Source organism: Bisbaumannia salifodinae, assembly GCF_055388505.1.
In genome coordinates this window covers 3,820,733-3,835,036 of record NZ_AP043781.1, presented here as the reverse complement: position 1 = coordinate 3,835,036, position 14,304 = coordinate 3,820,733, and the positions used below count along the sequence as shown (strand labels likewise).

General features: G+C 68.2%; 14 protein-coding genes. All 14 read left to right on the top strand.

Features of this window, described 5'->3' with window-relative positions:
• Positions 1-43: 43 nt before the first annotated feature.
• The 14 genes from ACZ5EF_RS17895 to ACZ5EF_RS17830 all read left to right on the top strand — a co-directional run bounded on the left by ACZ5EF_RS17895 (position 44) and on the right by ACZ5EF_RS17830 (position 14,276).
• Complete coding sequence (locus ACZ5EF_RS17895; RefSeq protein ID WP_346063694.1) at positions 44-1,030, top strand: aromatic/alkene monooxygenase hydroxylase subunit beta; 987 nt, start codon at positions 44-46, stop codon at positions 1,028-1,030.
• 28 nt (positions 1,031-1,058) lie between these two features.
• Complete coding sequence (locus ACZ5EF_RS17890; protein WP_346063695.1) at positions 1,059-1,328, top strand: MmoB/DmpM family protein; 270 nt, start codon at positions 1,059-1,061, stop codon at positions 1,326-1,328.
• 56 nt (positions 1,329-1,384) lie between these two features.
• Positions 1,385-2,896, top strand: coding sequence for an aromatic/alkene/methane monooxygenase hydroxylase/oxygenase subunit alpha (locus ACZ5EF_RS17885; protein ID WP_346063696.1), 1,512 nt, complete (start codon positions 1,385-1,387; stop codon positions 2,894-2,896).
• A gap of 13 nt (positions 2,897-2,909) precedes the next feature.
• A complete protein-coding gene (locus ACZ5EF_RS17880) occupies positions 2,910-3,272 on the top strand; it encodes a phenol hydroxylase subunit P4 (protein WP_346063697.1) in 363 nt (120 codons plus the stop codon).
• A gap of 15 nt (positions 3,273-3,287) precedes the next feature.
• Positions 3,288-4,355 carry an NADH:ubiquinone reductase (Na(+)-transporting) subunit F gene (locus tag ACZ5EF_RS17875; protein ID WP_346063698.1) on the top strand — a complete coding sequence of 356 codons (1,068 nt, stop codon included), beginning with the start codon at positions 3,288-3,290 and terminating at the stop codon, positions 4,353-4,355.
• Between the two features lie 49 nt (positions 4,356-4,404).
• A complete protein-coding gene (catA, locus tag ACZ5EF_RS17870; RefSeq protein ID WP_346063699.1) occupies positions 4,405-5,346 on the top strand; it encodes a catechol 1,2-dioxygenase in 942 nt (313 codons plus the stop codon).
• A 74-nt stretch (positions 5,347-5,420) separates the two neighbouring features.
• Positions 5,421-6,314: a SphA family protein gene (locus ACZ5EF_RS17865; RefSeq protein WP_346063700.1), complete on the top strand. Its 894-nt coding sequence runs from the start codon at positions 5,421-5,423 to the stop codon at positions 6,312-6,314.
• A 123-nt stretch (positions 6,315-6,437) separates the two neighbouring features.
• Positions 6,438-6,809 carry a diacylglycerol kinase gene (locus ACZ5EF_RS17860; protein WP_346063701.1) on the top strand — a complete coding sequence of 124 codons (372 nt, stop codon included), beginning with the start codon at positions 6,438-6,440 and terminating at the stop codon, positions 6,807-6,809.
• 46 nt (positions 6,810-6,855) lie between these two features.
• Positions 6,856-9,852: a bifunctional [glutamate--ammonia ligase]-adenylyl-L-tyrosine phosphorylase/[glutamate--ammonia-ligase] adenylyltransferase gene (gene glnE, locus ACZ5EF_RS17855; RefSeq protein WP_346063702.1), complete on the top strand. Its 2,997-nt coding sequence runs from the start codon at positions 6,856-6,858 to the stop codon at positions 9,850-9,852.
• Positions 9,853-9,866: 14 nt separating this feature from the next.
• Positions 9,867-10,304 (top strand): type II 3-dehydroquinate dehydratase, encoded by a 438-nt coding sequence (aroQ, locus tag ACZ5EF_RS17850; protein ID WP_346063703.1) that lies wholly within the window; start codon positions 9,867-9,869, stop codon positions 10,302-10,304.
• 287 nt (positions 10,305-10,591) lie between these two features.
• A complete protein-coding gene (locus ACZ5EF_RS17845) occupies positions 10,592-11,425 on the top strand; it encodes a CoA transferase subunit A (protein ID WP_346063704.1) in 834 nt (277 codons plus the stop codon).
• Complete coding sequence (locus tag ACZ5EF_RS17840; protein WP_346063705.1) at positions 11,422-12,195, top strand: CoA-transferase subunit beta; 774 nt, start codon at positions 11,422-11,424, stop codon at positions 12,193-12,195. The genes ACZ5EF_RS17845 and ACZ5EF_RS17840 overlap by 4 nt, the downstream gene beginning before the upstream one ends.
• Before the next feature lie 18 nt (positions 12,196-12,213).
• Positions 12,214-13,416, top strand: a complete 1,203-nt coding sequence (gene pcaF / locus ACZ5EF_RS17835) for a 3-oxoadipyl-CoA thiolase (protein WP_346063706.1) — start codon at positions 12,214-12,216, stop codon at positions 13,414-13,416.
• Between the two features lie 77 nt (positions 13,417-13,493).
• Entirely contained in the window at positions 13,494-14,276 is a 783-nt protein-coding gene (locus tag ACZ5EF_RS17830) for an alpha/beta fold hydrolase (RefSeq protein WP_346063707.1), read from the top strand.
• Positions 14,277-14,304 lie beyond the last annotated feature (28 nt).

Sequence of the window (14,304 nt, the reverse complement as noted above, 5' to 3'; positions counted from 1 at the left end):
ATGCGACGGTCACCATCGCACAATAATAAACGAGGAGTCCCCTATGAGTGTCGAGATCAAGACGGCGGAAATCACGCCGATTCGTCAGACCTATGGCCATACCAAGCGGCGCTTCGGCGACAAGCCGGCGACCCGTTATCAGGAAGCCAGCTTCGATATTCAGCCCACCACCAATTTCCATTATCGGCCGATGTTCGATGAGCATCACGAACTCTATGACACGGGCCATACGGCGCTGGTGATGGAGGACTGGTACGCCTTCAGTGACCCCCGTCAGTTCTATTATGGCGCCTGGGTGGCGGCCCGCGCCAAGCTCCAGGAGAGCACCGAGACCAGCTTCGCCTTCTTCGAGAAGCGTGGCCTGGGCGCTCGCCTGAGCGACGAGGCACGGAGCCTGGTCACCCGCTGCCTGCTGCCGTTGCGCCATGCCGAGATGGGCGCCAACATGAATAACGTGGGCATCGCCGCCAATGCCTACGGCACCACCCTCAGCCAGGCGCACATGTACCACGGCATGGACCGCCTCGCCGTGGCCCAGTACCTGTCGCGCCTCGGCCTGCTGATCGACGAGTCGCCCGGCGCCCTGCTGGCCGAGGCCAAGACCCTGTGGATGGAGGCCCCCGCCTGGCAGGGCGTGCGCCGCTATGTGGAAGACAGCCTGGTGGTGGAGGACTGGGCCGAGCTCTCCCTGGCCCAGAACCTGATCTTCGACGGCCTGCTCTACCCCTTCCTGCTGGAGAGCCTGGACGAGCGCCTGCTCGACATCGGCGGTGGCGATATCGCCATGCTCACCGATTTCATGGGCGACTGGTTCAAGGATGGCAGCCGCTTTATCGATGCGCTGTTCAAGACCCTGGCCGGCGAGAGCGAGGCCAACCGGGCGCAACTGACCCGCTGGGTCGCCCACTGGCGAACCCGTGCCCTCGAGGCGCTGACTCCGGTGGCCATCGACGCCGATATCGAGCTCGACGCCGCCCTGGCGGTGCTGGACAAGCGCCTCGCCAAACTCGGCCTGCTCGAGACCCACTGAGCCTTCCCCTGATTACGGAGTTAGCCCCATGTCACGCGTCTTTATCGCCCTGCAGGACAACGAGAACGCCCGCTTTATCGTCGAGGCCATCGGCGAGGACAACCCCGGCGCCGAGGTCAAGCACAGCCCGGCCATGATCCGCGTCGAGGCCGACGACCGCCTGATCATTCGCCGCGAGACGGTGGAGGAGAAGCTGGGCCGCGACTGGGATACCCAGGAGCTCCAGGTGGACATGATCAGCATCGGCGGCAACGTCGACGAGGATGACGACAGCTTCACCCTCTACTGGAACACCTGAGTCCCCGACGACGCCATCACACGCCAGCCAACAATAATGGCGCAGGAGAGTTAGCCATGAATGCCAAGACCAGCAAGCGACTCAACATGAAGGAGCGCTACCGGATCATGACCCGGGACCTGGGCTGGGAGCCCAGCTATCAGCGCTACGAGGACATCTTCCCCCAGGAGGGCTTCGAGGGCATCAAGATCACCGACTGGGACCAGTGGGAAGACCCCTTCCGCCTGACCATGGACAACTACTGGAAATTCCAGGCGGAGAAGGAGCGCAAGCTCTACGCGATCTTCGATGCGGTGTCCCAGAACAACGGCCAGATGAAGATCTCCGACCCCCGCTACCTGAACGCGGTCAAGCTGTTCATTACCGCCGTCACGCCGCTCGAGTACAACGCCTACAAGGGCTATGCCCGGGTCGGTCGCCAGTTCGGTGGGGTCGGGGCGCGCATCGCCTGCCAGATGCAGTCGATCGACGAGCTGCGCCACACCCAGACCCAGATCCATGCCATGAGTCACTACAACAAGTACTTCGGTGGCATGCATGACTTCCCGCACATGTTCGATCGGGTCTGGTACCTGTCGGTGCCCAAGTCGTTCTTCGAGGACGCCTCCACCGCCGGGCCCTTCGAGTTCCTGACCGCGATCTCCTTCTCCTTCGAGTATGTGCTGACCAACCTGCTGTTCCTGCCGTTCATGTCCGGCGCCGCCTACAACGGCGACATGAACACCGTGACCTTCGGCTTCTCGGCGCAGTCCGACGAGGCGCGGCATATGACCCTCGGGCTCGAGATCATCAAGTTCATCCTCGAACAGCACGAGGACAACGTGCCGATCATCCAGCAATGGCTCGACAAGTGGCTGTGGCGCGGTTACCGGCTGCTCTCCATCGTCGGCATGATGATGGACTACATGCTGCCCAACAAAGTGATGTCCTGGGCCGAGGCCTGGACGATGTACTACGAGGAGGCCGGTGGCGCCCTGTTCAAGGAGCTCGAGCGTTACGGTATCCGTCCGCCCAAGTACGCCGACCAGACCGTGATCGGCAAGGATCATGTCAGCCACCAGGCCTGGTTCATCTTCTACCAGTACGGTCACGCCACCGCCTTCAACACCTGGGTGCCCACCGCCAAGGAGATGGACTGGCTCTCCGAGAAGTACCCGGACACCTTCGACCGCCTCTACCGCCCGCGCTTCGAGCTGCTGGCCGAGAAGGCCGCCCGCGGCGAGCGCTTCTACAACAACACCCTGCCGCAGCTCTGCCAGGTCTGCCAGATCCCGCTGGCGATCACCGAGCCGGACGACGACACCCTGCTCAGCCATCGCGACACCGTGCATGACGGCGAGCGCTACCACTTCTGCTCCGATGGCTGCCACGACATCTTCCAGCACGAGCCGGAGAAGTATGTCCAGGCCTGGCTGCCGGTGCACCAGATCCTGCAGGGCAACTGCGGCGGCGCCGACATGGAGAAGGTGATCGGCGACTACTACCGCATCGAAATGGGCGAGGACAACCTCGACTTCGAGGGCTCCGCCGAGCAGCGCCGCTGGGCGGCGTGGAAACAGGCCGTCTGAGGAGGCAGCGATCATGAGCGTAAACGCCAACTATCCGAACTACCGGGGCCCGGTGCGCGACCGTGTCGAGAACTTCCACGGCAACCAGCTGGTGTACGTGATGTGGGAGCGCCACCTGCTGTTCTGCGCTCCCCTGACCTTCCTCGCCGACCCGGCGATGGCCTTCGATGCCTTCCTCGCGGAGGTACTCACACCGGCGCTGGCGCCGCATCCCGAGAGCGAGGCGCTCGACTTCGCCGAGGCCCAGTGGCGCCTCGACGGCGAGGACTTCACCCCGCGCGGAGACGCCTCGCTGGCCGACAACGGCATCGGCCACAAGTCACAGCTGCGCCTGATCACGCCGCGGCTGTCGGATCTGGCCGACGCGGCCATCTGAGGGGAGGGCAGCCTCATGAGTTATGAAGTGACCATCGAACCCACCGGCGAAATCGTCGAGGTGGAGGAGGGCCAGACCCTGCTGGACGCGGCCCTGCGCCAGGGCGTGTGGCTGCCCTTCGCCTGCGGCCACGGCACCTGCGGCACCTGCAAGGTGCAGGTGCTGGAAGGCGAGGCCGAGGTGGGCGACGCCTCGCCCTTCGCCCTGCTCGACATGGAGCGTGACGAGGGCTACCGCCTGGCCTGCTGCTGTCATCCGGAGAGCGACCTGGTGATCGAGGCGGACGTCGATGAGGACCCGGACTTCGCCGGCCATCCGGTGCAGGACTGGAGTGCCACCGTCAGCGCCATTACCGAGCTGACCCCGACCATCCGCGAGATCCGCCTGCGCCTGGACGGCGAGGGCATGGCCTTCCAGGCCGGCCAGTACATCAACCTCCGGGTGCCCGGCGTGGAGGGCACCCGCGCCTTCTCCATCGCCTCCGCACCGGCCGAGTCCGGCGAGCTGGCCCTGCATGTCCGCAAGGTCGAGGGCGGCGCGGCCACCACCTGGCTCCATGAGCGGCTCGAGGAGGGGCAGCGCCTGGAACTGAGCGGGCCTTACGGCCAGTTCTTCGTGCGCAAGTCCGACCCCAAGGACGTGATCTTTATCGCCGGCGGCTCCGGGCTCTCCAGCCCCGAGTCGATGATCCTCGACCTGCTGGCCGACCCCGAGGATACCCGGCGCATCACCCTCTTCCAGGGCGCGCGCAGCCTCGCCGAGCTCTACCACCGGGAGCGCTTCGAGCGACTCGCCGCCGAGCACGAGCGCTTCACCTATGTGCCGGCGCTCAGCGCGCCCCTGGACGACGACGCCTGGGACGGTTTCGTCGGCTACGTCCACGAGGCCGCCAACGCCCACTTCGAGGGTCGCTTCAGCGAGCACAAGGCCTACCTGTGCGGGCCGCCGCCGATGATCGATTCCGCCATCACCGCCCTGATGCGGGGGCGCCTGTTCGAGCGCGACATCCATATGGAGCGCTTCCTGACCGCCGCCGACGGCGCCGAGGGCGGCCAGCGCTCGGCCCTCTTCAAGCGGATCTAATGCCACCCATTGGCCGTTTCACGACAAGAACCACAAGGAGCAAGACGCCATGACCGTAAAGATTTTCGACACCCCCCAGGTGCAGGACTTCCTGAACACCGTCGCCGGCTTCGAGCAAGCCGGCGGCAGCGACCGCGCCAAGCGGATCGTCCACCGCCTGCTCGCCGACCTCTATCGGCTGATTGATGACTTCGACGTCACCCCGGAGGAGTTCTGGGCGACGGTCAGCCTGATGAACGAGCTCGGCAAGGGCTCCCAGTTCGGCCTGCTGGCCCCGGGCCTGGGCTTCGATCACTACCTGGATATGCGCATGGATGCCGAGGATGAGGCCCGCGGCCTGAGCGGCGGCACCCCGCGCACCATCGAGGGGCCCCTCTATGTGGCCGGCGCCCCGGAGGCCGAGGGCGTGGCGCGCCTGGACGACGGCCGGGACCCGGATGGCGAGACCATGTGGCTGACCGGCCGGGTGCGCGACACCGACGGCCGGCCGGTCGCCGGCGCCCGGGTCGAGATCTGGCACGCCGACGCCAAGGGCGGCTACTCCCACTTCGACCCGTCCCAGTCCGAGTACAACCTGCGTCGCACCATCGTTACCGACGCCGAGGGGCGCTACGCCGCGCGCAGCATCATCCCCTCCGGCTACGGGGTCCCGGCGGGCAGCCCGACCGATCAGGTGCTCGCCGCCCTGGGCCGCCACGGCCAGCGCCCGGCGCATATCCACTTCTTTATCTCGGCGCCGGGCCACAAGCACCTGACCACCCAGATCAACCTGGCCGGCGACCCCTACACCTGGGACGACTTCGCCTTCGCCACCCGCGAGGAGCTGCTGGTGGAAGGCCGAGTCATCGAGGAGGCCAGCGAGGCCGAGCAGCGTGGCCTGGAGGGCCCCTTTACCGAGGTGGTCTTCGATATCGAACTGGCCAGGACCGAGGCCCAGGAGCTGCAGAGCCGCCACAAGCGGCCCCGTGCCCTGGAAGAGACCACCGACTAAGGCGCCGCCGCGATCGCTTGCCGGCGCCCCCGGGCGCCGGCCCTTCCTCCGATAACGACAATAAGGAATTCCCCATGAGATACCGCAACCGGTTGGCCCTGGGCCTGGCCCTGGGGGGCGCCGCCCTCGCGTCCCCGGCCTCGGCGGGCAATGGTCACTATGTGCCCGGCGTCGAGGGCCTCAATGGCGCCCTGGTACCCCCGCCCGGCCTCTACTATCGGGGCTACCTGGCCCGCTACGAGATCGATAGCCTGCGCGATGGTGGCGGCGACGCCGCCCCGGGGCGCAACCGCGGCGAGGTCACCGCCCTGGTCAATCGCCTGGTGTGGATCACCGATCGGCAGATCCTCGGCGCCGACTATGGTGTCGAGGCGATCCTGCCGGTGGTGGATACCTCGCTACGCTTCGGCGGGGTGGGCCTGAACGACGGCGACAGCGGCCTGGGCGATCTCTTCCTCAGCCCGCTGGTGCTGGGCTGGCACGGCGAACGCTGGGACGCGGTCTTCGCCGCCGGCCAGTGGTTGGATACCGGTGATCACGCCGCCGATCGCCCCGCCTCACCGGGCAAGGGCTTCGACAGCACCATGCTGACCCTGGGCGGTGCCTGGCACTTCGATGACTCCAGGCGCTGGACCCTCTCGGCATTGAGCCGCTACGAGACCCACGGCCGCCAGGACGCCACCGGCATCACCCCCGGCGATAGCCTGGTGGTGGAGTGGGGGCTGGGCCATCGCCTCGATAGCGGCCTGACCCTGGGGCTGGTGGGCTACGACGCCTGGCAACTGGAAGATGACGGTGGGGTGGCGGTGGCCGGGGACAAGGCCGAGCAGCACGCCATCGGCGTCGAGGCGGGCTATTTCTGGCCGGCCCTGGGGCTGGGTCTCAACGCCGCCTTCTACCACGAGTATGACAACCGGGCGGCGCCCCAGGGCGATCTGCTGCGCCTGACCCTGACCCAGGCCTTTTAACCCCCCACTCTCTCCGCCTGCCTCGCCCCGGGATGACCTGGCGTCACGCCCGGGGCGCGGCCGCGCCTCCGCTCTGCTACCATCGGCCTCAAACAGCGATCGCTCATCGATGGAAGACGGCAGATGAAACCGGGACACCGCGGCTGGCGCCACCTGATCCACTCCACCCACTACTCCCTCAAGGGCCTCAAGGCCGCCTTTCGCAACGAGGCGGCCTTCCGCCAGGAACTGGGGCTCTGCCTGGTGCTGCTGCCCCTGGCGCTGTGGCTCGGCCGCGGCCCGGTGGAGTGGATCCTGCTGGTGGGCAGTTGCCTGCTGGTGCTGATCGTCGAGCTGCTCAACAGCGCCATCGAGAGCGTGGTGGACCGCATCGGGCCCGAGCGTCATGAGCTCTCCGGGCGCGCCAAGGACATCGGCTCAGCGGCGGTGATGCTGGCGCTGATGCTGGCCGGCCTGACCTGGGTGCTGGTCGCCTGGCAGCGCTTCTTCGCCTGAGCGCTCCCTTCGCTATGCTGAAGCCAATGACCCCGAGGAGAGGCCCATGGCGCTGCCGACTGGTTTCCTGCCCCTGACCGAGATTCCCGAGCCCCTGCGCGGCCCCCTGGGCCAGGCCCAGCAGCGCCTGGACGAGGCCCTGGCCCAGGCCGATAGCCTGGCCGAGATGACCGGCCGCGATTCCCCCCTGGAGGACTGGCTGGCGCTGCCCGAGGCGTGCCGCGAGCAACTGGCCCGGGTGGTGGCGATCTCCGACTTCGCCCTGGAGACCCTGGTGCGCTACCCCCAGTGGTTGCTGCACCTGGAGGCCAACGGTGAGCTGGAGAGCGCCCCGGAACCGGCCCTGCTGGAGGCCTGGCTGGGCGAGGCCCTGGAGGCCGCCGAGGACGAGTCGACCATGCAGGCGGCGATGCGCCGCTTTCGCCGGGCGCGCATGCTGGGCATCGTCTGGCGTGACCTGGCGCGGCCCGCGGGCACCGATATGTGGGCCACGGCGGCGGCGGTGTCGCGGCTGGCGGAGGTCTGCCTGGACGGCGCCCTGGGCTGGCTGGAGGCCCACTATGCCCCGCGCTGGGGGCTTCCCGCGCCGCGCCCCGGTGAAGAGGCCCCCCAGCGCCTGGTGGTGCTGGGCATGGGCAAGTTGGGCGCCGGCGAGCTCAACCTCTCCTCGGATATCGACCTGATCTTCGCCTTCCCGGAGAAGGGCGTCACCCGGGGCGGACGTCGCGAGCTGGATCACCAGGAGTACTTCACCAAGCTGGGCCAGAAGCTGATCGGCGCCCTGGACGCGGTGACCGGCGACGGCTTCGCCTTCCGCGTCGATATGCGCCTGCGCCCCCTGGGCGATGGCGGCCCCCTGGTGGGCAGCTTCGCCATGCTGGCCAGCTACTACCAGGACCAGGGCCGCGAGTGGGAGCGCTACGCCATGCTCAAGGCGCGCCCGGTGGCCGGCGACCGGGAGGCCGGTGACGAGCTGCTGGCCGGCCTGCGCCCCTTCGTCTATCGCAAGTACCTGGACTTCGGCGCCATCGAGTCGCTGCGCGAGATGAAGGCGATGATCAACCGCGAGGTCAAGCGCCGCGGCATGGACGACAACATCAAGCTGGGCAGCGGCGGCATCCGCGAGGTGGAGTTCGTGGTCCAGGCCTTCCAGCTGATTCGCGGCGGCCGCGACACCGAGCTCCAGGTGACCTCATTGAAGAGCGCCCTGGCGCGGCTGCCGGACCTGGGGCTGCTGCCCCAGGCGGTGGTCGATGAGCTGACCCCGGACTATGTCTTCCTGCGCGACCTGGAGCACGCCCTCCAGGGGCTGGAGGATCGCCAGACCCAGGCCCTGCCCGACAACGACACGGACCGGGAGCGTGTCGCCCTGGCCCTGAACATGGCCGACTGGCCGGCGGTGATGGCGCGCCTCGACGAGGTGCGCGGCCGGGTGCGCCAGCACTTCGACGCGGTGATCGCCGACCCGGAGGAGGAACGCGAGGAGATCGCCGCCCCCCACCGGGAGGGCGCCGAGGTGGGCCTGGACGAATGGCGCGCCCTGTGGCGCGGCGAGCTGAACGCCGAGGAGGCCGGCGAACTGCTGGCCCGGGCCGGCTTCGCCGAGGCCGATACCGCGGCCCGGCGCCTGGAGGGCCTGCGCCACTCCCGGGCGGTCAAGGGCATGCAGCGCATCGGCTTCGAGCGCCTGGACGCCCTGATGCCGCTGATGCTGGACGCCGCCGCCGGCAGCGAGCTGCCGGATCGCGCCCTGGAGCGCACCCTGCCGCTGATCGAATCGGTGTTGCGGCGAACCGCCTACCTGGCGCTGCTGCGCGAGAATCCCGAGGCCCTGGATCATCTGATGCGCCTGGTGGGGGCCAGCCCCTGGGTGGCCGACCAACTGGCTCGCCACCCCATCCTGCTCGACGAGCTGCTCACCCCCGGCACCCTCTATACCCCGGCGGACAAGGAGCGCCTCGCCGACGAGCTGCGCCAGACCCTGGCGCGGATTCCCGAGGAGGACGAGGAGGCCCAGCTGGAGGCGCTGCGCATCTTCAAGCATGCCCAGGTACTGCACGTGGCGGCCTCGGATATCGCCGGCACCCGGGCGCTGATGAAGGTCAGCGACTACCTCACCTTTATCGCCGAGGTGGTGCTGGAGCAGGTGCTGGCCATGGCCTGGAAGCACCTGGTGCGCAAGCATGGCCGCCCCCAGCGCCGCGACGGCGTGGAAGGGGAGAGCGACTTCATCATCGTCGGCTACGGCAAGCTGGGCGGCATCGAGCTGGGTTACGGTTCGGACCTCGACCTGGTGTTTATCCACGACGCCGCCTCCCAGGGCAGCACCGACGGCCCCAGGCCCCTCGACAACCCGGTCTTCTTCACCCGCCTGGGCCAGCGCATCATCCACCTGCTCACCGCGGTGACCCCCGCCGGCGCCCTCTATGAGGTGGACATGCGCCTGCGCCCCTCCGGCAACTCGGGGCTGCTGGTCACCACCCTGGAGGCCTTCGCCGACTACCAGCGCCGCGAGGCCTGGACCTGGGAGCACCAGGCCCTGGTACGGGCCCGGGTGGTGGCCGGTGACCCGGCCCTGGCCGAGCGCTTCGAGGCGGTGCGTCGCGAGGTGCTGGGCGAGAAGCGCGACCTCGAGGCGCTGCGCGAGGAGGTGGTGAAGATGCGCCTCAAGATGCGCGATCACCTGGCCAGCCGCCCCGGCGACGACCACTTCGACCTCAAGCAGGACCCGGGTGGCATGGTGGATATCGAGTTCCTCTGCCAGTACGCGGTGCTCTCCATGGCCCACTACGCCCCCCAACTGCTGGAGTGGAGCGATAACATGCGCCTGCTCGAGACCCTGGAGGCCGGCGGCCTGCTGGATGCCGGCGAGTGCCGGGGGCTGCGCGAGGCCTACCTGGCCTATCGGGACGCCGTGCATCGCGCCGCCCTGGCCAACCAGCCCCGGGCGGTGGGCGCCGAGGAATTTCAGGAGCGCCGCGCCCTGGTGACCCGCCTCTGGCAGCGACTGCTGGAGCCTAACGGGACGGGCGCCAATCGATGATCTCAGGAGCACGCATGAACAAGGTACTGGTACTGCACGGCCCCAACCTCAACCTGCTGGGCACCCGCCAGCCGGAGATCTATGGCCACGAGACCCTGGCGGATATCGACAACGCCCTGCGCCAGCAGGCGCTGATGGCGGGCTGGGAGATCGCCTGCCGACAGAGCAACCACGAGGGCGAGCTGATCGATGCCATCCACGCCGCGCGCCTGGACGGCACCGCCGCCATCATCATCAACCCCGCCGCCTATACCCATACCTCGGTGGCCATCCTCGACGCCCTCAACGCCTTCGAGGGCCGGGTGATCGAGGTACACCTCTCTAATGTCCACCGGCGCGAGGCGTTCCGCCACCACTCCTATGTCTCCCTGCGCGCCGACGGGGTGATCGCCGGACTCGGCAGCCGCGGCTACGCCCTGGCCCTGGAGGCAGTGATTGAGGACACCGAGTGATGCCCGGTTCCCGGGGGCGGTGATCCAGGACGCTACGGGTGAGTCTTTATACCTTGGTCGTACGCCCACGGTTTGCCCCGGCCGGGAGGGACCAGTGGGGGGCGCCATTAATCGCCTGAAAACTCGACACTCTACTCATCGATTCCAGCGAGGGAGGCCTAGCCTCCCTTTTTTGTGCGCGCCTTTCGGGGTTTGACGGCGGTGGCGTTCGGGAGTAATTTTGTTCGTATAAAGAATTGATGTTCGTTAAGCGAACTTGTCGAGAGCCACCGCCAGGAGGAGATCCCATGGCCGAGTTCCTGAGCCTGCATGACGCGGTCGCGCGCTACGTCGAAGACGGCGCCACCGTGGCCATGGAGGGCTTTACCCACCTGATTCCCTTCGCCGCGGGTCACGAGGTGATCCGTCAGGGCAAGCGCGACCTGACCCTGATCCGCATGACCCCCGACCTGGTCTATGACCAGTTGATCGGTGCCGGCTGCGCCAGGAAGGTGATTTTCTCCTGGGGCGGCAACCCCGGCGTGGGCTCCCTGCACCGCCTGCGCGATGCGGTAGAGAAGGGCTGGCCGCACCAGGTCGAGATCCTCGAGCACAGCCACGCCGCCATGGCCTGCGCCTTCGAGGCCGGCGCGGCGGGCCTGCCGCTGGCGGTGCTTCGCGGCTATGTGGGCAGCGAGCTGCCCAGCGTCAACGACCAGATCAAGTTCATCGAGTGCCCCTTCACCGGTGAGCGCCTGGCGGCGGTGCCCGCGGTGCGCCCGGATGTCTCCATCGTCCATGCCCAGAAGGCCGACCGCGCCGGCAACGTGCTGGTGGAAGGCATCGTCGGGGTGCAGAAGGAGGCGGTACTGGCGGCCAGGCAGAGCATCGTCACCGTCGAGGAGGTCGTCGAGGACCTGCGTGCCGAGCCGGGCTATCACCCCAACGCCTGCATCATCCCCGGCTGGGCGATCAGCGCCATCGCCGTGGCCGAGAAGGGCTCGCTGCCCTCCTATGCCCACGGCTACTACCCGCGCGACAACGCCTTCTACAAGGAGTGGGACGCCATCGCCCGGGATCGCGACACCTTCACGGCCTGGATCGAAGAGAACGTCATGAATGCAGGGGGGAACGCCCGATGAGCCTCGATTACACCGCCGCGGAGATGATGACCGTCACCGCCGCCCGCGCCCTGGAAAACGGCATGACCTGCTTCGTCGGCATCGGCCTGCCCTCTGAGGCCGCCAACCTGGCGCGCCTGACCCATGCCCCGGACGTGGTGCTGATCTACGAATCCGGCACCCTGCAGACCCAGCCCGACGTGCTGCCGCTCTCCATCGGTGATGGCGAGCTGGCCGAGACCGCCCTGACCACCGTGGCGGTGCCGGAGATGTTCCGCTACTGGCTGCAGGGCGGGAAGATCAACGTGGGCTTCCTGGGTACCGCCCAGATCGACCGCTACTGCAACCTCAACACCACCCTGATCGGCGACTACCGGGAGCCCAAGGTGCGCCTGCCGGGGGGCGGCGGTGCACCGGAGATCGCGACCAATGCCGGCGAGGTGTTTATCACCCTGAAGCACTCCAAGCGGGCCTTCGTCGACCGGGTCGACTTCATCACCACCCTGGGCTTCGGCCGCGACGGCAAGGGGCGCGACGGCGTGCCCAATATCGGCAAGGGCCCGACCCGGGTGATCACCGACCTGTGCGTGATGAAGCCCGACCCCGAGACCAAGGAGCTGGTGGTGGTGTCGCTGCACCCGGGCGTGACCCGCGAGGACGTGATCGAGGCCACCGGCTGGGAACTTCGCTTCGCCGAGACCCTGGAGAGCACCCCGGAGCCCAGCGCCAAGGAGCTCGAGATCCTGCGGGATCTCAAGGACCGCACCGCCCGTGCCCATAGCGGCCAGTAAGCCGAGCAGGAGAGTCATATGACCGACGTTTATCTCTGCCATCCGCGGCGCAGCGCCATCGGCCGCTTCGGCGGCACCCTCTCCAGCGTGCGCCCCGACGACCTGGCCGCCAGCCTCTTCAAGGCAGTGCTGGCCGAGGCCCCGCAGCTCGATCCGGCGGCCATCGAGGAGGTCTTTATGGGCTGCGCCAACCAGGCCGGCGAAGACAACCGCAGCGTGGCGCGCATGTCGCTGCTGCTGGCCGGCATGCCGACCTCGGTGCCCGGCACCACCCTGAACCGCCTGTGCGGTTCCGGCATGGACGCGGTGGGCACCGCCTTCCGCGCCATCAAGGCCGGCGAGATGGAGCTGGCCCTGGCCGGCGGCGTGGAGTCCATGTCCCGGGCCCCCTACGTGATGGGCAAGGCCGATAGCGCCTTCTCCCGGGGTCAGCAGATCGAGGACACCACCATCGGCTGGCGCTTTATCAACCCGCTGATGAAGAAGATGTACGGCGTCGACTCCATGCCGGAGACCGCCGAGAACGTCGCCGAGCGGTTCGACATCGCCCGGGAGGATCAGGACGCCTTCGCCCTGCGCTCCCAGCAGAAGGCCGCCGCCGCCCAACAGGCCGGGCGCTTCGCCGAGGAGATCACCGCCATCGAGATCCCCCGGCGCAAGCAGGAACCGCTGATCTTCGATCGGGACGAGCACCCGCGTGCGACGACGCTGGAGAAGCTGGCCGGCCTGGCGACGCCCTTCCGCGAGGGTGGCAGCGTCACCGCGGGTAACGCCTCCGGGGTCAACGACGGCGCCGCCGCCATGCTGGTGGCAAGCACCGCGGCGGTGGAGAAGCACGGCCTGACGCCCATGGCCAAGATCCTCGGCATGGCCACCGCCGGCGTCGAGCCGCGGATCATGGGCTATGGTCCGGTGCCCGCGGTCAACAAGCTGCTCGCGCGCACCGGGGTGTCGATGGACGAGATCGACGTTATCGAGCTCAACGAGGCCTTCGCCGCCCAGGCCCTGGCCTGCATGCGCGACCTGGGGCTCGCGGACGATGACCCCCGGGTCAATCCCAACGGCGGCGCCATCGCCCTGGGCCACCCGCTGGGCATGTCCGGCGCCCGCCTGCTGCTGACCGCCGCCCATGAGCTGCAGAAGAGCGGCAAGCGCTATGCCCTGTGCACCATGTGCGTGGGGGTGGGGCAGGGTATCGCGACGCTGATCGAGCGGGTCTGAGCGAGACCGAAGGTTGAATGCAGGGCCGGTGATATGATGTCGCCGGCCTTGTCCGTTGTCATACACGGAGAGAGATCATGGCATTTCTGACTATCAAGGGCCGCAGCGTGGCCTATCGTCTGCTGGGTGCGGCGGCCAACCCCCTGGTGGTGCTGGCGCATCCGCTGGGCATGACCCAGGCGGTGTGGGACGACATCCTGCCGGCGCTGCTGCACCGCTACCGGGTGCTGACCTGGGACCTGCCCGGCCATGGTGCCAGCCAGGCCTGGGGCGAGGGCGCCATCGCCCCGGCCGACCTGGCCGCCGAGGCCCTGGCCCTGGCCGATCATGCCGGCGCCGAACGCTTTCACTTCGTCGGTACCTCCATCGGCGGGGTGGTCGGCCAGCAGCTGATCGCTGAGCATGCCGAGCGTCTCGCCTCCGCGACGCTCACCAATACCGGGGCGGTGATCGGCACCGCGGAGCTCTGGGACACCCGCGCCGCTCGCGTGCGCGAGGAAGGCCTGGCGGCGATGAGCGGCGAGATCGTGCCGCGCTGGTTCGCCCCGGCCTGCTTCGAGGCCGAGCCGGCCCTCAAGCCCGGCTGGATGACCCAGATGGGCCGCGGCGACGACGAGGCCTACGCCAAGCTGTGCGAGATGCTCGGCGGCCACGCCTTTACCGGCAAGCTCAACGGGAAGGGCGTCAAGGTGCAACTGCTGGGCGGCAGCGAGGACCTGGCGACCCCGCCGGCGACCCTCGAGGCCCTGTCCAGCGAGCTCGACGGCGCGCCGCTTGCGATCCTCGACGGCGTCGGCCATGTGCCCTCCGTGGAGGTGCCGGAGCGCTTCGCCGAAGCCTTGCTGGCGGTGCTGGACTAGTTGTTTAGTCCCGCCACTCTGGCGCCGT